Raw genomic sequence first — 20,010 nt, forward strand, 5'->3', positions numbered from 1 at the left:
ATTTAGTCTTTTTATAACACTAAGCCCGTATTTAACAGCAATGGATATAACTAAAATGAAACACATCATCGGCTTAAGTGCAATTGCACTGGCAATATTAAGCGGTTGTTCGAATACCGCCACTCTTTCTCAATCATCACAAACATCACTTTTATCACCAGCGCTTGTTGTAAGCCCTAACGATAATCGTGAATACAAAACACTAACACTTGCCAATGATATTGAAGTGATTTTAGTTTCTGATCCAAGCGCAGAAAAATCAGCTGCTTCATTGAGTGTCGGTGTCGGCCTACTGCACGACCCAATGAGCCAGCAAGGTATGGCGCATTATTTAGAACATATGTTGTTTTTAGGCACTGAGCGCTACCCTGACACTAAAGGGTACTCCGATTTTATGACTAAAAACGGCGGAGCGCATAATGCCTATACGTGGCTCGATATTACAAACTACATGTTTAAAATTAATAACGATGCGTTTGATGAAGGCTTAGACCGCTTTTCAGACTTTTTTAAAGCCCCTAAGCTTTACCCAGAATATACAGAAAAAGAAAAAAACGCAGTGAATGCTGAGTGGTCAATGCGTCGTGAAATGGACTTTTTTGGCCAATTTAAACTTGCACGTAAAATGATGGGTGAACACCCAGCTAATCGATTCTTAATTGGTAACCTTGAAACGTTAGGCGATAAAGCTGATAGTTCATTACACAGAGAAACTGTTGATTTTTATAATAAATATTATTCATCAAATATTATGAAAGTGGCGTTAATTTCTAATTTACCACTTGAAGAAATGCAGAAAAAAGCAGAAAAATACTTCGCTGATATTAAAAATAAAAATATTGAAAAGCCAAAAGTATCAGCCAAGCTAAATTTTGATAATGCCGGTGGTAAACGTGTTTTTTACTCGCCAAACGAAGACGTTAAACAATTACAGCTCGACTTTACAATCACTAATAATCAAACTGAATTTGCAGTAAAACCTAATCGTTTTGTTGCCTATTTACTTAGCAATGAAATGCCAGGTAGCCCAGCACAAATATTACGTGATAAAGGCTGGGTATCGCAGTTATCAGCATCTGCTTCACCAAATCAATATGGTAACTATGGCTCTTTAAATGTGAACATAGAGCTGACTGATGAGGGCATGAAAAACCGCGAAGCCATTGTTGCGACTATTATGCAATATATTGATTTAATTAAACGTGAAGGTGTTAATAGTAAGTACTTTAATGAAATTCGCACCTCTTTGAATAACCAGTTTAAATTTTTAGAAAAAGGCGATGAGTTTAACTACGTCAGTGCGCTGACTCAAAGCATGCAAGATTATCCGTTAAATCATGCGATAAACGCACCATACTACTACGCTAAGTTTGATGCTGATGCGGTTAATAATGTACTAAAACAACTTAACGCAGATACCTTACGTGTTTGGTATATTTCTCAACAAGAAGACACTGATTCACAATTACATTTTTATGATGGTAAATACCGAATTAGTGATATTAGCGACGCAGAAATTGCCAGCTGGGAAAAACCAAGTGAATTTAATTTAGCCTTACCAAGTGTTAACAACTTACTGCCAGAGAGTTTTGCAATTAAAACGCAGGCTTTTAAAGAGCAAAAACACCCAGAACTTAGCTATGATAAAAACGGTGTAAAAATCTGGCGCCAAGCAAGCCAGCAGTTTGCAGAGCAACCCAAAGGTTTAGTTGAGGTGTATATCAACACACAAACAGGGTTGCGTGATATTAACTCAACCGTCCTTTATTCTGTGTGGGCAGATTTATATAACACTCAATTAAGTCAGCTACGAACCGAAGCGGCTATTGCCGGTATGAATGTTAATTTAAGCTCAAGCAATGGCTTAGTTTTATCATTAAGTGGTTTTACCGATAAACAAGATACCTTACTTAAACAAGCGTTAGCTGGATTTGACGATAAAATTTCAGCGCAAGCATTTAATCAAGCGATTGACCGTTATCAACGTGATTTACTCAATCAGCAAAAACAGTTCCCGTATGCACAAGCGTTTAGTGAATATTCAAAACTGACTCGAACCGGTAGTTTTGATACTGACGCGCTCATTAAGGCAGCTCAATCACTGACGCTCGCTGATTTACAAGCATTAAAGCAAAGCACATTAGCGAATAATAACTTACGCGTATTTAGCTATGGCAACTATAACCAAAAAGATATTGATGCCATTGCTGCTGAGTTAACGGCTATTTTACCAAATAATCATACAAAATCTGAGTTTGCTCGCAGTAAAGCCTGGTTACCACAACAAGGTGAAGCGCGCGTATTACACAAAGATATTGATGTAGCCGATGTAGCCGTTGTCGATATGACCATTCACCCAACGCCAGGTTATAAACAAAAAGCGCAGGCGGCGGTTTTACAAGGGCACTTTAGAACAATCGCGTTTGACAAAATGCGTACCGAAGAACAACTAGCTTATGCGGTAGGGGCATTAGCGCGTCCTATTGAGGATTACTCTGGTATTGGTTTGTTTATTCAAACGCCGGTCAAAGGGCCAAAAGAAATTCAAGTACGCTTTGATAAGTTCAAAAAAGAGTACGCTTCTGAGCTTAATGCTATGAGTGAAGAAACATTTGCACAGCTTAAAAATGCAACGTTGGTTTCGTTAAAAGAACAGCCAAAGAATTTAAGCGACGAAATGAGCCCATTGATTAACGATTGGTACCGTGAAAACTTTGATTTTGATTCAAAACAAAAGCTAATTGCAGAAGTAGAAAAGGTCACCCTTGCTGATATTAAAGACTACTACCAGCAAACCATGTTAAATCCACAAGCAGCCCGCTTAAATGTGCAGCTACGCGGCACTAAGTTTAGTGATAGCGAGTTTGCTGATTTACCAAACCAAACTAAAGTGACGAGTTTAGATGCTTACTACAGCGATATAAAATTGCAAAAGTAAGTTGAAATCACTCAAAAACCAAACAAAACCCAGCCATTGTTGACTGGGTTTTGTTTTAACGGCGTTAATTATGGTTTTAGTAAAATGGCTACCATTGCCATGTTAGGCCATAAGTAAAAAGCCAATTATGGCAAAGCCTGCAGCAATTAAGGTATAAGGTAATTGCGTTACAGCATGACTGATCAAATTACAGCCAGAGCCTTGTGCTGCTAGTACGGTTGAATCAGAGTAAAAACAGGCTTGGCTACCAAATGAAGACGCTGAAAGTAATGCGCCAATCACCAATGGAATATTTGCATCAACCGCCGTCGCAAGGGGCATGACAATAGGAATTGAAACCGCAAAAATCCCCCAACTTGAACCCGTAGCAAACGCTAATATCGACATCGCAATAAATACCACCGCAGGTAAATAGCCAGCGGTCATATACGGGCTTAAGCTGCCAATCACAAATTGTGGTAAGCCAATTAAGTCGCATACATCTTTAAAAATAAAGGCGGCAATCACGGTTCCAATTGCGGGGATCATACTTTTAAAACCATCCAGCATACGCTCAATCATTTCGCTAAAGCTCATTAATTTTTGTAACGCATAAAATGGCAAAGTGACAGCCATTGTCGCTAATAGACCTTTGTACACATCTATTTCAAAATATACGGTAAATGCGACTAATAAAATAATCGGCAACAAAAAGTTATATAACTTACCTTTAGGATCCGCATCTTCAAAGTGTTCCTCCGCTGCTTTTACTGCATATTCATCGGCGGTTTGTACTTGAGTATAAATCGCAGGCTCTAAAGTAGGAGCGTGAGTTAGCGCCTGTTGCTCGGCTTTTTTCATGGGGCCAAAAGTAGGGATCACGCCGGCAATAACCAGCACCACAGTCAACACCGCAAACCAGGCATAAAACATGTACGGAATGGCTTGAATGTAAACGGCAATGCCTTTGCCTTCTTCTGCAATGCCGTTATCCACTAACAGGCCACCAAAAAATACAGCCCACGTTGACAAAGGGACGAGTACACAAATAGGCGCTGCCGTTGAATCAACAACGTAAGCGAGCATTTCACGACTCACTTTAAATTTGTCGGTGATCCGCTTCATGGTTTCACCCACGGTAAGCGCGTTTAAATAATCGTCAATAAATATCACGACACCCAAACAAAAGGTCATAAATAAGGAGGATCGTTTACCTCGGGTGTACTTTAAAGCCAAACTACCAAACGCAGAAGCCCCTCCAGTGCGCACTAATAAGGCAATAAGCGCACCAAAGCCGCCACACACAAGTATTAACCAACCAATGGTTTCATCAGTCATTACTTTGAGTGATGTGCTGGCAAAATTTGAGAGAACTTTGCTAGGGTCAGCTAAAACAAGGCCAACTAATGCACCAATCAGTAACGATAAAATAGGGCGGCGTAAAACAACAGCCAATACAACCACTACCGCAGGCGGCAGTAGAGTTAACGCAGAAGGTTCAAGCATTTATAAGATCACAAAATTAAAAGCAGATTTAAAAAGTAAACTGCTTATACAAAAACAAAGAAGATGATAAGTTTGTTGTTAAATCATTTTCCAAGTCACTGCTTTTGCACGCGTGGAGGGCACTTAAAAAATTATGTTAAATTAATAGTTTTAGTGAAACGCGTTGGCTTTGGCGCCAGACGGCGCAAGGAATGCATGCCGCTATTGTTGTGCCTTTAAAAACATCGGCGCAAAAATAATCTTCTTTTTTATTTCAGTCAATAAAAAAATATCGGGTCGTTAAAAATTTATCAGGAGTTATTTTGAATATTGCTTTTACAACAGAGCGTTTATACATACGCTTCGCACAAATAGCAGACGCGGCAGAGTTATTTAAGTTGGTTAATCAGGATAATTTCACTAAATACATTGGTGATAAAGGTATTTACACCTTAGACGACGCTAAAAAATACATCAAAGACAGTTTTATATCTGCCCATAAGCAGCATGGCTTTGGGCCTTATATAATCGTATTACATGATGAAACACTGGTTGGTATTGTTGGGTTTTATCAGCGAGCTGTTCTGCAATATCCCGATTTAGGGTTTGCGCTAAAAGACGGTTTTGAAAAAAAGGGCTATATTTTTGAAGCGGCAAATACCTTGCTAAACCATAGACAAAACTTGGGGATTAAACAAGTTACGGCGATCACCCGCAATGATAACCGTGCATCAAAAAATGTATTACAAAAGCTCGGTTTTAAAACCCAAGGTCAAGTGATTATAGAGAACACTAACATTGCGGTAGATGTATATTTACTTAATACAGAGCGAAATTAAATTCGCGCTTTTTCAATTTCTTTTGCCGCAAGGATGTTGATTTGTTGCCACATTTTTTCAAGAGTCGCCACCAATGAATCATAGCCATCATCATCAATTGGCAAAACAGATGAGAAATTATGGATGCTTATTAAACGCCTACCCGATTCTGGGTGAGTGTAGTATAAACGCCATAGCCCTGAAATATCTGCATTACCTTGCAGATCACCGTTAAAGTGGTGTAGTTCGTATTCTAATTCGTAAAATGTTTGTTGCTGTTGGTCAGTAATAACGGGTAAGCCTTTAATAACCATCCAGTTGGTCATGGTATTAAATAATGTTTGCTGCGCGCTGGCACTGAGCATAACATCTGGCGACTCGCCCCATAGATGATAATTAGCAGCATGGATTTGATTACTATCTACTTTCATAGCAATACCCCGGTTATTCAATGCGCCTCTTAAGGTGACTGTTTGCACGCGCAGTTGTGCCTGTGTATCTTGCACATTTCGCGAAGAGTCATTAATGGGTTGCTCAAATTGGTAATACTGAATTGTTGTTTGAATAGCAGAGCTGCAACCACTGATAAAGATCACACCCGTTAAAAGTAAAAATAGTGCTTTCATTATTGCTTCCTCGGTTGTGGATCGTTAGGTAGTGATTTGTCAAAAATGAGCATATTAGGTTGCTCGTTTAAGCCACGGGTAAGAGGCTGAAACTCTTCTGTTAAACGCTTAATTTGTAGCAGTGTTTGCTCAAGTTGATAGTGCATTTGAGAGCCTGCTTGATAGCTTGCCATGGTTTTGTCAAACTGGCGCATGGTTATTTCAAATTGTTCCATACTTTTAGTTATTTTTTCGAGATTACGATTAAAGTCGCCCGGTAAATTTTGTGTATCGGGCTTATTTAATAACGTGCGCATCTCACTTGCCAGAGCTTGATACTCGCTAAACGTAGTTTGCATTTTGGCTAAACTGTCTTCAATTTTTAAATTATTTACCTTATTCAGTACATCAGACACTTGGTCAGCAAGCACCGTTATCCCGCTCGATACACTAGGAAACACATCGTATTGAGCAAGCTTTTTAAGCTCGCTTTTAGGGGGGTCGGTATAAAAGTCAAAATCAACATAAACTGCACCGGTTAGCAAATTACCCGGTTTAAGTGACGCTCTCATGCCATTTTTTATCCACTCGATTATGCTTGATTTCCAATACTCTTTAGCTAAGGCGTTGTTGTGGTATAAACGTCCATATTCCACTTTGATCAATACAGGGACAGCGGTACTTTTAGCGCGAAAATGAGCCGGTTTTCCATCTATAATTACATTGGCGGGCGCTTCAACCACTGTGCCGACGCGTGTACCTCTATACTCTACTGGCGCACCAATACGGAGTCCTCTAATCGATTGTTCAAATTCGATAAGGTAATAATCAAAGTCATAAAAGCGCTCTTCTAGAGCTTGATTGTAACTTTGACTTAAAGAAAAGCTATGACCGTCTTTTGCCAAATCGCCGGGAGCTTGCTGGTCAGGTAAACCGACAGAAATACCACCTTTTAATAACTTGCTCAGTGAACCGGTGTTAATATTTATGCCATCAGCAGAAAGATCTATTTCTATTCCTGAGTTAACCCAAAAAATAGAGTTTAAGGTGATCAAGTTCTCGTAGGGAGCTTTAATAAAAATACCGTATTGCATTGCTTGGTTTTTCCAATCAAAGGTGGCGGTTTCTATTTGGCCTATTTTATAGTTTTTAAAAAATATGCCAGTACTCACATCGAGTACTTCTGCATTGTAACTGAGCAACTTAAAGCGTCCACCTTGTACATCTTTGCCTATTAATGCAGGCTCTTCTTGAAGTTTAAACTGCTTCTTTAATTGTTTGCTCTCGCCTGGTGAAAACTCTAAATAAACCCCTGAAAGTAAAGTACTCATACCAGTAATGCCGGTTTCATCTATGCGAGGTTTTACAACCCAAATGCTGGCATCTTCGGTAAGTAAATTATCGTAATTTTTATCTATTTGTGCCCGAGCTATTACGCTGTCTTGGTTGTTGGAGAGGCGTACGTGATCTATTTGACCTATTTTTACACTACGCACTTTAATTTCTGTTTTACCAGCAATAATGCCCTCGGCTTGCGGCATAGTGATGTAGATTGTTTGCCCTTTATTTAATTGATACTGATAAAGCATCCAAATACCAACAAATAAGGCAACCGCTGGAATAATCCAAATCGCAGAAATCCGTGTTTTTTGTGCTACGTTGGCTGTTTTAGTCATGCTTTATTCTCTGCGTTTTTATTTTTAGGTGAATCCCACAGTAAACGAGGGTCAAATGCGTGTGCTGCCATCATTTGACATAATACCATAACAGTAAAAAAGACGATGCCTAAACCAGGTATAACCGACATTAAGTTTCCTAATTGCACAAGGGCGACTAATATAGCCACAACAAATACATCAATCATAGACCACTTTCCTATAAATTCAGTTAGTTGGTACACTTTTGTGTAACCTTTTGTATAAAGGTTGGCGGGCTTTGTAACCATAATGCACAAAAAGCTTAAAATAAGCGCCTTGGCTAATGGCACCACTACACTTGCAAAAAATATAATCAGCGCAATAGGGTATGAGCCACTATTCCATAAGGTAATTACACCGGAAATAAGGGTTGCAGGAGTTTCATCCCCTAGGCTAATAGTGTACATAATGGGCAGTAAATTTGCTGGGATATAACAAATAAGTGAAGTAACCAACCATGCCGCTGCCTTTTGTACGCTGTAGGGGTTTCTTAAATACGTTTTACTGTGGCAACGAGGACAGATTGATTCAACGCTCAGCTGATGGCAAACATGGCAGGCTTTTATATTCTCATCAATAGCCCGCTCAGCGTTTGAAGTATTTTGAAGTGTAGTGGCAGGGCTTACTTGAGACCACAGCCTAGCACGATTTAACCGTGTTAACGCACTAACATATAAAACTACAAATCCCACATAGGCAAAAAAGCTAGTGCCAAAACTAACATCAGCTAATGACATTATTTTAACCATACTAACCAAAACACCAATCAGAAATATTTCTGACATGATCCAAGGCTCTAGCGTTAAAGTGAATTTTAATAGTTTTCTTGCAACTGCTTGCGGCAGTGCTTTAAGTGCTCCTAAGTGCAATGGGATTAAAATAATGAGTAAGCTCATAGGTAAAATAATAATGCTGATATCAATAAATAGGCCAAGTAGGTCACTATCATAATTAAATAAAATACGAGCAGCGTCAGGTAGGGTAATCGTTTGGGTAATACCGTTGCTACTAAAAGAAATAAATGGATAAAACATACTGCTGAGCAACATCAGCAGTGCGCTGAGGCTCAGGGCGACTATTTCGATGTCATTATTAACATTAATACCGCGAATCTTATGGTTGCAGCGAGGGCACAGTGCGACTTGCTTTGCATCAATGTCGGGAATATCAATGATAAGATCACAGCTTGGGCAGGCAGTTTGCAAAATGTTAGCTTATAGTTAATTCAATAATTTAAATATTGCTATAATTAATAGCTAAATACAAACACTGCGGCTAAATTACTAACAATATAATAAGAAAAGTAACCCCAACAACAGAAAAAAAAACGGATTAGGTGATAGTGTGAAAGTGCTATTTTTATTAGCCTTAGTGTGTTTATGTGGCGATAGCTTGGCATTTGTTAAAGGTATTAAGCAGCAACGAGTTATTATTGCGGCTAACCCTACTGTTGTGCCTTATGTAATAAGTGAAAATGATTCAGGTATTCAGCTCGAGATTGTAAAGGCAGCACTTAACAATCAAGACATAAATGAGGTTGATGTACATTACATGTCAAATCAGCGTGCAGATGCTTTATTGAACCAAGGCCATGTTGATATTGCATTAAATTACTCGGGTATTTTAATTGCTGGCATATATCGAAGCCAATCGGTTGTTAGTTATGAGAATGTGGTGGTGAGTCTTAAAAAGAGTAACTTCACTATTAATAGTATTTACGATCTGGCGACTAAAAGTGTTTTAGCATTTCAAAATGCGCCTGCTTATTTACCCAAAGAATTTGGTCATAACTTGGAAAACTTGAGAGGCTATGAAGAAGTATTCAATCAACAAGCGCAGATACACCATTTAATGGCAGGGTGGGTTGATACGATTATTCTCGATAGGCGTATATTTCTTCACTACTTAAAGGAATATCAAAAAACTAATGCCACTAAAGATTTTGTTATTCATGCTATTTTTCCACCTGCGGCAAGGCCTGCGTATTTTAACAATGATTTGCTGAGACAGCAGTTTGACAAAGGCTTAGCAAATATAATTCAAAGCGGTGAATATCGCACCATAATGCTTAACTTAGATAAGCAATATACCCAGCGCGACTTCACTGCTCTTTAATTAATCAAATAAGGCAACCGTTTGGCGGGTGAGTGCAATAAGCTCGCCCGATTGCGACCAAATACAGCCATCTTCTAAGCCATAGCCATCTTTTGAATGATGAGTGATTGCTTCAAAACCCAACCATTCACCTGGCACTAAATTAGGCGCTTGTACAAATTCTAAATACCATGACATGCTACTAGCCGGTGCAGGTTGCTTAAACATTTGTAGTAATGTTGGCGGCCATGCGTCAGTAAGAGCAATAACATGAGCTTCTGTAATTTCTTCAGGCGTGTGTTTAAATCGCATCCAACCACCAAGGTGAGATGTTTGCGCACTACTAAACGGCATGGCGCCTTGTTGCGGGCATAAATCAACATGCTGAAAAAATTCTGGCATTTTCCCAGGTACAAAGCCTAAACAATGGCCTTCGTTTACAGGGTGTAAGGTTAACGACTTTGATACCGGCACATTAATTGATGAGTTACGATTTTTGGCGAAACAGGCCTGCACGATGACACACACCGCATCATCTTGAATCGCTTTGGCGAGCACTTGGGTACTGCTTTTACCTTCACGTAATATTTCTACCGATAAAGAAAACGGTTTTTCAGCCAATAATGGCCCTACAAAGTTTGTACTTAAAGAAAGCAGTCTTCTTGATGAATCAACTTTATTGCGCATTGCTTGATAAAGTAGCGCAGCAGAGAGGCCACCAAAAGCAGTACGACCTTGGCACCAGTTAGCAGGAAACTGCATGGTATTGGTTAACGGGTCAGTTTCCTGACTCGCTTGGGCTGCTTGTTTTAATAATTGTTCAAAGTGCACAAATAATGTCCTTTTGCTGTTATTTGCTGAATTTATATCACACCCAAACTCATCAGACCAGACAATAAATAAGCTCCCAAATTACAAAAAATGAGCAATCCCTACTCTTTTTAGGGTTATTTAGTAAATAAATTAAAAAAAATGCGTTTTTTTTCATTTTTACAGTTGAATTAAGTTTGTGGCATCCCTATTAACTAGTCATCGAATGTATTAACGAATTTAGAAGTTGGAGAAGATTCATGGGTAGAATTATTGGAATCGATTTAGGTACTACTAACTCTTGTGTTGCAGTACTTGATGGTGACAAAGCACGTGTTATTGAAAATGCGGAAGGCGATCGCACAACCCCGTCTATTATTGCTTACACGCAAGACGGTGAAACGTTAGTAGGTCAACCTGCAAAACGTCAAGCGGTAACTAACCCAACAAACACGTTATTTGCAATCAAACGTTTAATTGGTCGTCGCTTTGAAGACGAAGAAGTACAACGTGATATCGGCATCATGCCTTTCAAAATTATCAAAGCAGATAATGGCGATGCATGGGTAGAAGCCGGCGGTGAAAAACGCGCTGCACCACAAATTTCTGCTGAAGTACTGAAAAAAATGAAGAAAACGGCTGAAGACTTCTTAGGTGAAGAAGTAACTGAAGCGGTAATCACAGTACCGGCATACTTTAACGATTCTCAACGTCAAGCTACAAAAGATGCGGGCCGTATTGCAGGTCTTGAAGTAAAACGTATTATCAACGAGCCAACAGCTGCAGCCCTTGCATACGGTATGGATAAAAACCGTGGCGAAAACGTAGTAGCGGTATACGACTTAGGTGGTGGTACTTTCGATTTATCAATCATTGAAATTGATGAAGTTGAAGGCGAGCACACATTTGAAGTACTTGCGACAAATGGTGACACTCACTTAGGTGGTGAAGATTTTGATAACCGTGTAATCAACTACTTAGTTGCTGAATTCAAGAAAGATCAAGGTATCGATTTACAAAATGATCCGCTTGCAATGCAACGTGTTAAAGAAGCAGCAGAGAAAGCAAAAATTGAGCTTTCATCAGCACAATCTACAGAAGTTAACCTTCCGTACGTAACCGCTGATGCATCAGGTCCTAAGCACATGAACGTGAAATTAACACGTGCTAAGCTTGAGTCACTGGTTGAAGACTTAGTGACTAAGTCGATTGAACCGCTTAAACGCGCATTAGCTGATGCTGACCTGTCTGTGAACGATATCAACGATATCATTCTAGTGGGTGGTCAAACGCGTATGCCACTTGTTCAAAGAACAGTTGCTGAGTTCTTTGGTAAAGAGCCACGTAAAGACGTTAACCCTGATGAAGCGGTAGCTGTGGGTGCTGCGATTCAAGGTGGTGTACTTGCAGGTGACGTGAAAGACGTACTATTACTAGACGTATCACCATTATCTCTAGGTATTGAGACGATGGGGTCAGTAATGACAGCACTGATTGAGAAAAACACCACGATTCCTACTAAGAAATCGCAAACATTCTCAACAGCAGAAGATAATCAATCTGCAGTAACTATTCATGTGTTACAAGGTGAGCGTAAACGTTCAAGTGATAACAAATCGCTAGGTCAATTTAACCTAGAAGGCATTCGCCCAGCACAACGTGGTACGCCACAAATCGAAGTAACATTCGATGTTGATGCCGATGGTATCTTACATGTATCTGCAAAAGATAAAGATACAGGTAAAGAGCAAAAAATCACTATTCAAGCCTCTTCTGGCTTAAGTGATGAAGAAGTTGAAAAAATGGTTCGTGATGCAGAAGCGCACGCTGAAGACGATAAAAAGTTTGAAGAGTTAGTAGCTGCACGTAACCAAGCTGATGCACTTGTTCACGGTACACGTAAGCAAATTGAAGAAGCGGGTGATGCTCTGCCAAGCGAAGACAAAGACGCGATTGAAGCGGCTGTTGTTGACCTAGAAGCAGCAATTAAGAGTGATAACAAAGCAGAGATTGAAGCGAAAACGCAAGCGCTTGCTGAAAAGTCTCAAAAGCTAATGGAAATCGCTCAAGCTAAAGCACAACAAGCTGGTGGTGACGCTGGTGAACAACAACAGTCAGCTAAACAAGATGACGATGTTGTTGATGCAGAGTTCGAAGAAGTTAAAGACGACAAGTAATTGTTGCTAACGCTTCTCGCTAATTTAAAACACATGACCAAATCAAGTGTTTGAGTTAGGATGAACACATGAGGCGCGTAGGCTAAAGCTTAACGCGCCTTTTGCATGTAAAGAGAAGTGAATAAAACGCTTTAAAAATTCAATGATAAATCGATATGATTTATCGGTTTGTCCAGCAGCTAACGCTGTAAATAGAAAAGAGTAGTGTGATAGATATGTCAAAACGCGATTATTACGAAGTCCTCGGCGTAAGCAAAGATGCGAGTGAGCGAGACATAAAAAAAGCGTATAAACGCTTAGCGATGAAATATCACCCCGATCGTACCGCCGGTGATAAAGACCTTGAAACTAAATTCAAGGAAGTTAAAGAAGCTTACGAAATACTGACTGATGCGCAAAAGCGTCAAATGTATGACCAATACGGCCATGCAGCCTTCGAACAAGGTGGTGGCGGTGGTCACGGTGGCTTTGGCGGCGGCCAAGGTGATTTTGGTGATATTTTTGGTGACGTATTTGGTGATATTTTTGGTGGCGGCGGTGGTCGACGTCAATCACGCCAGCAACGTGGCTCAGATTTACGTTACAACATGGACTTAAGCTTAGAAGAAGCGGTTCGTGGTAAAGACGTTGAGATTAAAGTACCTACTTGGGTTAGTTGTGAACCATGTGATGGCAGTGGTGCAAAAGCGGGCTCTAAACCAAAAACATGTACAACCTGTCATGGTGCAGGCCAAGTACAAATGCGCCAAGGTTTTTTTGCCGTACAGCAAACATGTCCAACGTGTCATGGACAAGGTCAGATCATTTCAGATCCTTGTAATAAATGTCATGGGCAAGGCCGTGTAGAAAAAACTAAAACGCTATCGGTTAAAATCCCGGCAGGCGTAGATACTGGCGATCGTATTCGCTTATCAGGTGAAGGCGAAGCAGGCATGCATGGTGCACCAGCAGGTGACTTGTATGTGCAAGTATCTGTTCGTGAACACAAAATATTTGTTCGTGAAGCTAATAATTTATATTGTGAAGTACCAATAAGCTTTACCACCGCAGGCCTTGGCGGTGAAATTGAAGTGCCAACGCTTGATGGGCGTGCAAAGCTTAAAATACCGTCAGAAACACAAACGGGCAAAATGTTCCGTATGCGTGGCAAAGGTGTTAAGTCAGTACGCAGTGGCGCTCAAGGCGATTTAATTTGTAAGGTTGTGATTGAAACGCCAGTTAATTTAAACGAGCGTCAACGTGACTTACTTAAAGAATTAGATGAAAGTATGGGCAGAGACAGCTCAAAAAACCGCCCTAAAGAGCAAGGCTTTTTTGATGGGGTTAAAAAGTTTTTTGATGACTTAACTAAGTAATTAGTCGGATCAATAGACCCTAATAAAAACGGCGCTTTTTTAGCGCCGTTTTTTTATGTTTAATGTGCTAAATTATTAGGGAAATTTATTTTGGACTTTATCAGATGACCCCCGCTATAGAGCAGCTAAAAAAAAGCGATATTAAGTTTGACATACTCAGTTACGAGCACGATATAAACAATACTAATTACGGCCTTGAAGCGGTTGAAAAGCTTAATCTTAACAGCGCCCAAGTATTTAAAACCCTAGTGCTAGAAACCTCAGAGCAACAGCTTATTGTAGCGGTGACTCCCGTCACTCAGCAGGCTAATTTTAAACAGCTTGCGAAGCTTTGTGCAGTAAAAAAAGTGATGATGGCAGACCCACAAAAAGTGCAGGCGAGTACCGGTTATATTTTGGGAGGAGTAAGCCCCCTTGGCCAAAAAAAACGGCTAAAAACATACATACACTCCAGTGCGTTAGATTTTGAAATGATATATGTTAGTGCCGGAAAACGAGGGTTAGAAGTAACACTAAGTGCAAAAAGCTTAGCACATATAACTCAAGCTTCGTTTGCAGTTTTTTAAACTTTTTTAGCTAAAATAAGGGGATACAAGTATCCATCTGATTACTTGCGGCAATAGGTATTGTTAACTAATGTTGTTACTACACATAACACGTTTTTGTTAATACCTTTTAGATTGGCGTGTCGCCTTTACTTTGTTTTAACGAAAATTTGCTCGCAGCTATTTTGGTAAAACATACGCATGAAAATACTTGTTGTTGATGATATGCCGTTAATGCGTCATGTATTAATTAATATGTTAAGGCAGTTAGATTATAAAGATATTGTTGAAGCCACAGATGGGCTTCAAGCATTAAACATACTGCAAAATCAAATGTTTGATTTGGTTATAACAGACCTTCATATGCCTAAAATGGATGGCATTACTTTACTTGATAATATTAGAAAAGATGCCGAGCTGAAAAACCTTCCTGTACTTATGGTGACCTGTGAAGATAGTTCTTCGACTGTCAAAAAAGCGATTAATGCTAAAGTGTCAGGGTTTATCGTAAAGCCTTTTAATATGAATGTGTTATCAGCTCAATTAACCCGTTTATCGATAAAAGCCTAAAGCGAATCGTTTATAAAGTAGAGTTATCTATCGGCTGTTTAAAAAATGTATTAGCGCAACAGCCATTCATTATTTTCTACCGCTGATGTGATAGCATTATGCTATTAACTAATCGTAAAGTAATTATTGAGGAAGTATGGCTAAGCCCAATAAAAAAGGGCCTACAAAAACGGTCGATATATTTTGTTCTGCGTGTAAGGCACCGTTATTCAAATACCGTAAAGGTGGCAAAGGTGCTTTAGTAAAATGTTTTATAGAAAGAATAACCCAAGATCACACCCATACTGAATGCGTATGCCCAGGCTGTGAACGACCTTTTGCCCGCACCACAATCATAAGAGGGACCCCCGCCTATAAAATGATTGGTGGTAAAGTTACTTTTAAATAAACGTTTTGTTTATAGTCTAAAGTAGTGAGGGGCGGACATAAGCCCTTGTTTGCTTTTATTTCACTGGTAAACTTCGCTGGTTTTGCTGTTTCAATGATTGAAAAAAACCCTCCCCATGGATTGGGCCAGTCAGTTGGGTTTTAAAATGGAAAAGGATAGACGTGTGATCGCACTTTTATTTGATATTGTTGGTATGAGTGGTACTTTTTTAGTGGTTGGTTCATTTTTTTTGCTGCAACTAAATAAAGTTTCACCTAAAAGTTTAACGTATAACTTAATGAATTTAAGTGGCGCTATTTTGTTACTTATTAGCCTTTGTTATAACTTTAACTTAGCAAGCTTTGTGATTGAAATATTTTGGATTGCAGCCTCATTAATTGGCTTATACAAATATTTTAAAGACAAACCTGTCGTTGCAAAAGCGTAAATTAAGCTAAAACAGCACACCTTAAAAGGTGATTAAACCGTGGAATGTAATATTTCACGGTTTTTTAGTTTCAGTACAATTGTTAACAAAAAGTTTCTTCTGCAAAGGGGGATAACTCGTTACAATATTGGCTATTACTTATTATTGGCATCATAGTTGTCATAGGCGTTTATGTTCTCCATCCCCAAAAAAATTATTTTTGCCTGTATATTGTTAGTACTATTATTGGTGGTCACCTTTTCGTTTGGTCGTGCTTATGATTTAGGGCAAGCCAAAATTCAAGCTGATCAACAAGTTATCCAATTAAATAATTATATCGATAACGAACTCGCTCGATTTGCGGCTATCCCTCAGCTGCTAACTGAAAATAACGTATTGATTCGTTTTACTAATAATGAATCACAACACTTTAATGCAATTAACAATTACGTTGCTGATATTCAACAAGCCAGTGGTGCCTCAGATGTATACATACTAGATACTCATGGCGATGTTATTGCCAGTAGTAACTGGCAAACCGACTATACATTTTTAGGTAGTAACTTTGCATTTAGACCTTATTTTAAACAAGCGTTTGCCGGTGAAAAGGTCGCATACTTTGCACTTGGTCAGCGCTCAAAAGAGCGCGGAATTTATTTTTCCCAAGCTATTTACCTAGATGGAAAAGCCATTGGCGTGGTGGCGCTTAAAATTAATGTCGCTAAATTTGAAAACGATCGTTCGCTTTTAAATACCTCAAAAGGAAGCCATTTTTATTTGCAACTTGCCGATAATATTATTGCCATGTCAGATGAACCCGCATGGCGTTTAAATAGTTTTACAGAGCTTGATATTACCGCGCGTCGTGATATTAAACAGCGCCGTGCTTACTTAGATCATCAACCGCTACAAATTAAGCAACAGCGCTACAAAAGCCAAGGCATTGAGCAATTTAAAATTGCTAAAGATGAATACGTTTCCGCCTCAAGACCCTTAACTCATCTGAATGCAACCATGACAGTGCTTGTTGATATTTCAAACATTAACGCCTTACAGGTGCCTAGATTACTATGGATAGTGTTATTTTATTGGGTGTTTATTTTTGTTGGATATAGCTTATTGACACGCTTTGCCGGGTATAAAAAATTACTGTATTCGCGTCACAGTTTAGAGCTCGAAGTACTAGAGCGTACTCAAGCACTGGAAAAAGCCCAAACCGCACTAGTACAGTCGGCAAAATTAGCCACAATAGGGCAACTAAGTGCGGGTATTAATCATGAAATTAACCAGCCACTGAGCGCCATGAACACTTATTTGGCAAGCGCTAAAATTTTCCTCAAAAAAGGAAAACTCAATGCATTAAGTGAAAATTTAATTATTATTGAGAATTTAGTAGAGCGGGTTCATAAAATAGTGGCGCAGCTTAAACACTTTAGTAAACCGGCGGCCATGCAACTGCGACCCCATCCACTGTCGGCGTTATTAAACAATGCGTTGATGATCACCCATCCGCAACTTAAACAAGACGATGTTAACGTAAGTGCACCGCAGTTTTCGCAAGAGATCACGGTGTGGGTCGATGCGTTAAAGTTTGAACAAGTATTGGTTAATGTGATCACCAATGCATCACAGGCAATGAAAGGTGAGCCAGTTAGAGAGCTCAGTTTTGATGTTGAATGCTTTGAAGAGCGCGTTAAGCTTTCTATATTAGATAGTGGCCCTGGTATTGAGCATCATGTGCTGGGGTCTATTTTTGAACCTTTTTATAGTACCAAATCAAGTAACGGTTTAGGGCTGGGCTTATCGATTTCAAAGCAAATTATTGAATCATTTAATGGTTACTTAACTGCACATAATCGCCCTGAAGGCGGTGCGCAATTTATTATTAGTTTATCAAGCATAGAGGCCACTAAAAATGATTGAAGCCGTTGTTTGCAAACAGATTATTGTTATTGATGATGAAGCGATGATCCGCGATTCATTGAATCAGCTATTAACGCTCGAGGGGTATGAGGTACAGTGTTTTAGTGATGCAAGTGTTGCCTTAAGTCGCTTAAATCGTAGTTTTTGTGGCGTTGTCCTCAGTGATATAAATATGCCAACTATGGATGGTTTAACTTTTATTGAGCAGGTAAAAGCATTCGACAGTGAACTTCCGGTAATATTTTTAACCGGTTATGCCGATGTTTCTGTAGCGGTTAGAGCAATGCAATTAGGTGCTTATGATCTATTTGAAAAACCCCTGAATGAAAATTTATTAGATTGTATTGCTAGGGCCTCAGACAAACGTGCTTTAGTTATGGAAAATAGAGCTCTGAAGCGTGCGGTTGAAAAGACCTCCGCGCCTGGTGTGCGCATTTTAGGCGAGACCCTTAAAATGCAGCACATGATGAACTTACTCAACACAGTGATTGATACACCCGCAGATGTATTAATTGAAGGTGAAACTGGCACAGGTAAAGAATTGGTTGCCCGTTATTTACACGATCATAGTAACCGTTCAAGCTGTCAGTTTGTGGCTATTAACTGTGGCGCAGTCCCAGAGCAATTAATAGAAAGCGAACTGTTTGGGGCTATCAGCGGAGCCTTTACTGGCGCAACACACGATCGCAAAGGTAAATTTGAGTTTGCACAAGGCGGCACCGTTTTTTTAGATGAAATTGAAAGCACTCCTTTATCGCTTCAAGTTAAATTACTACGGGTACTCGAGGAGCGAAAAGTAACCCCCGTTGGTGCTAATAAAGCGATAGAGCTTGATATTCGTATTGTCGCAGCCACCAAAGTCGATTTACTTTCGCTGGTAGAAAAAGGTGAGTTTAGAGCCGACTTATATTACCGATTGAGTTTAGTAAAAGTCAGTATTCCTGCATTAAGAGACAGAAAAGCAGATATTCCACTGTTATTTAAGCATTTTAGTTCTATTGCTGCGACCCGCTTTCATAAACCGTTAGGGGCGCTCAATATAGAACTACAACAACGTTTACTAGCGCACGATTGGCCTGGCAATGTGCGGGAATTGAGAAATCAAGCCGAGCGCTCGGTATTGCTAGGCCCCGATCTGGCATTTGCACAAAGTGACTCAAGCAACAGCACGCTATCATTAGATTTGAGCCTAGCCGAAAAGGTCAGCTTTTATGAGCAATCCTTAATTGAAGAGGCGCTAGAGCTTAACCATGGCAGCATTAAAGACACCATGACAACCTTACAAATTGCGCGTAAAACCCTCTACGATAAAATGAGTAAATATAACCTTAATCGGGATATGTTCACCGATTAATGGGTGGAAATGGTGATGTTGAGTGTTTTTTATGTGTGGAAACCCGCACATTTCAGTGTTTATTTTTAAACCTTTATTTTTTAACTTACTGAAAATATTTATTATTTTTAGTTGGTCATGTTCTTGCTTTGTAGGTGCAGACAACAAGTAGCATCACATAATTAGGATACATAATGAAAAATAATCTATTCCAAGGTTCAGTACTTGCTGCGTTATGCAGTGTTGCCACGTTACCTGTAACAGCGTTTGCTGCAGATTACACAGTGTATGGTAAAGCCGAAGTACAAATTGCCAACACCGATACTGGCATTATGCGTTACGCAGATGAAGGCACACAAATAGATGCCCCTTTTTCGCGTATTGGTATTAAAGGGGACCATAAATTAAATGAGTATTTTACTGCCGTATTTAAATACGAAGTTCAAGTAAAAGGTTTTGAACACGACGACACCAATGAGCCTTTTGCAGCACGCAATACTTACCTTGGTCTAAAAGGTGCTTTTGGTGAAGTGGTGGTTGGGCGAAACGACACGCGCTTTAAATATTCAGAAGGTAAGCTTGATAACTTTAACGAAACCCAAGCAGATATTTCACAAGTTATTGCCGGACAAGACCGATTAGGCGACACCATTACTTGTACCTCTAAATACTGGCACAATGCACAGTTTTCATTTACCTATGCGCCAAAAGATGACAACAAAGATAACGAAGCAGGATTTGCTGCTACGCTAATTTACGGCGACCGTAATTTAAATAAAACACCTTACTCTATTTCAATCAGCCACGTTGATTTGAATCGCCCCGTGTTTGCCAGAGACTCAATAACTTGAGAAACTGGAACTATGAAAAAATCAAATCGCTATACA

The 20,010-nt window shown here is 39.5% G+C and carries 16 protein-coding genes and 1 pseudogene; 12 read left to right on the forward strand and 5 right to left on the reverse strand.

What is annotated here, in order from left to right:
* Positions 1 to 55: 55 nt before the first annotated feature.
* The gene (locus tag AAEY57_RS07465; RefSeq protein ID WP_008112354.1) at positions 56 to 2,938 is read left to right on the forward strand and encodes an insulinase family protein; all 2,883 of its coding nucleotides are present in this window, start codon (positions 56 to 58) and stop codon (positions 2,936 to 2,938) included.
* Positions 2,939 to 3,040: 102 nt separating this feature from the next.
* On the opposite strand, the gene AAEY57_RS07470 is transcribed toward AAEY57_RS07465, so the two are convergent.
* Positions 3,041 to 4,423, reverse strand: a complete 1,383-nt coding sequence (locus AAEY57_RS07470) for a Na+/H+ antiporter NhaC family protein (RefSeq protein WP_008112356.1) — start codon at positions 4,421 to 4,423, stop codon at positions 3,041 to 3,043.
* A 302-nt stretch (positions 4,424 to 4,725) separates the two neighbouring features.
* Here AAEY57_RS07470 and AAEY57_RS07475 point away from each other — a divergent pair, with 302 nt between their 5' ends.
* Positions 4,726 to 5,241 (forward strand): GNAT family N-acetyltransferase, encoded by a 516-nt coding sequence (locus tag AAEY57_RS07475; protein ID WP_350607249.1) that lies wholly within the window; start codon positions 4,726 to 4,728, stop codon positions 5,239 to 5,241.
* On the opposite strand, the gene AAEY57_RS07480 is transcribed toward AAEY57_RS07475, so the two are convergent.
* Genes AAEY57_RS07480 through AAEY57_RS07490 form a run of 3 tightly spaced genes read right to left on the reverse strand, consistent with a single transcriptional unit; the run spans position 5,238 to position 8,727 of the window.
* Entirely contained in the window at positions 5,238 to 5,846 is a 609-nt protein-coding gene (locus tag AAEY57_RS07480; protein WP_008112359.1) for a PqiC family protein, read from the reverse strand. The two genes, AAEY57_RS07475 and AAEY57_RS07480, sit on opposite strands and share 4 nt — an antisense overlap.
* A complete protein-coding gene (gene pqiB / locus AAEY57_RS07485) occupies positions 5,846 to 7,501 on the reverse strand; it encodes an intermembrane transport protein PqiB (RefSeq protein WP_008112360.1) in 1,656 nt (551 codons plus the stop codon). Before pqiB ends, AAEY57_RS07480 begins: the two co-directional genes overlap by 1 nt.
* Positions 7,498 to 8,727 carry a paraquat-inducible protein A gene (locus AAEY57_RS07490; RefSeq protein ID WP_008112361.1) on the reverse strand — a complete coding sequence of 410 codons (1,230 nt, stop codon included), beginning with the start codon at positions 8,725 to 8,727 and terminating at the stop codon, positions 7,498 to 7,500. The genes pqiB and AAEY57_RS07490 overlap by 4 nt, the downstream gene beginning before the upstream one ends.
* Positions 8,728 to 8,866: 139 nt before the next feature.
* On the opposite strand from AAEY57_RS07490, the gene AAEY57_RS07495 reads away from it, so the two are divergent.
* Positions 8,867 to 9,637 (forward strand): substrate-binding periplasmic protein, encoded by a 771-nt coding sequence (locus tag AAEY57_RS07495; RefSeq protein ID WP_290219028.1) that lies wholly within the window; start codon positions 8,867 to 8,869, stop codon positions 9,635 to 9,637.
* Here AAEY57_RS07495 and AAEY57_RS07500 read toward each other — a convergent pair whose 3' ends face one another.
* On the reverse strand, positions 9,638 to 10,447 hold the full coding sequence (locus tag AAEY57_RS07500; protein ID WP_008464384.1) for a thioesterase family protein: 810 nt from the start codon (positions 10,445 to 10,447) through the stop codon (positions 9,638 to 9,640).
* Positions 10,448 to 10,686: 239 nt separating this feature from the next.
* Here AAEY57_RS07500 and dnaK point away from each other — a divergent pair, with 239 nt between their 5' ends.
* The 9 genes and pseudogenes from dnaK to AAEY57_RS07545 all read left to right on the forward strand — a co-directional run.
* Complete coding sequence (dnaK, locus tag AAEY57_RS07505) at positions 10,687 to 12,603, forward strand: molecular chaperone DnaK (protein WP_008112365.1); 1,917 nt, start codon at positions 10,687 to 10,689, stop codon at positions 12,601 to 12,603.
* Between the two features lie 215 nt (positions 12,604 to 12,818).
* The gene (gene dnaJ, locus AAEY57_RS07510; RefSeq protein WP_036932825.1) at positions 12,819 to 13,958 is read left to right on the forward strand and encodes a molecular chaperone DnaJ; all 1,140 of its coding nucleotides are present in this window, start codon (positions 12,819 to 12,821) and stop codon (positions 13,956 to 13,958) included.
* Positions 13,959 to 14,062: 104 nt separating this feature from the next.
* The gene (ybaK, locus tag AAEY57_RS07515; protein ID WP_076921728.1) at positions 14,063 to 14,524 is read left to right on the forward strand and encodes a Cys-tRNA(Pro) deacylase; all 462 of its coding nucleotides are present in this window, start codon (positions 14,063 to 14,065) and stop codon (positions 14,522 to 14,524) included.
* Between the two features lie 180 nt (positions 14,525 to 14,704).
* Positions 14,705 to 15,073, forward strand: a complete 369-nt coding sequence (locus AAEY57_RS07520; RefSeq protein ID WP_008112370.1) for a response regulator — start codon at positions 14,705 to 14,707, stop codon at positions 15,071 to 15,073.
* A 136-nt stretch (positions 15,074 to 15,209) separates the two neighbouring features.
* Complete coding sequence (locus tag AAEY57_RS07525; protein WP_008112372.1) at positions 15,210 to 15,461, forward strand: hypothetical protein; 252 nt, start codon at positions 15,210 to 15,212, stop codon at positions 15,459 to 15,461.
* 163 nt (positions 15,462 to 15,624) lie between these two features.
* Entirely contained in the window at positions 15,625 to 15,888 is a 264-nt protein-coding gene (locus tag AAEY57_RS07530) for a CBU_0592 family membrane protein (protein ID WP_008112375.1), read from the forward strand.
* A 171-nt stretch (positions 15,889 to 16,059) separates the two neighbouring features.
* Positions 16,060 to 17,790, forward strand: a complete 1,731-nt coding sequence (locus AAEY57_RS07535) for a sensor histidine kinase (RefSeq protein ID WP_350607256.1) — start codon at positions 16,060 to 16,062, stop codon at positions 17,788 to 17,790.
* A complete protein-coding gene (locus tag AAEY57_RS07540; RefSeq protein ID WP_350607258.1) occupies positions 17,783 to 19,144 on the forward strand; it encodes a sigma-54-dependent transcriptional regulator in 1,362 nt (453 codons plus the stop codon). Before AAEY57_RS07535 ends, AAEY57_RS07540 begins: the two co-directional genes overlap by 8 nt.
* A gap of 173 nt (positions 19,145 to 19,317) precedes the next feature.
* A pseudogene (locus AAEY57_RS07545) lies at positions 19,318 to 19,935 on the forward strand (porin); the annotation flags it as partial.
* Between the last annotated feature and the right edge of the window lie 75 nt (positions 19,936 to 20,010).

The organism is Pseudoalteromonas sp. MER144-MNA-CIBAN-0113 (assembly GCF_040308965.1).
GTDB classification, from domain to species: domain Bacteria; phylum Pseudomonadota; class Gammaproteobacteria; order Enterobacterales; family Alteromonadaceae; genus Pseudoalteromonas; species Pseudoalteromonas tetraodonis.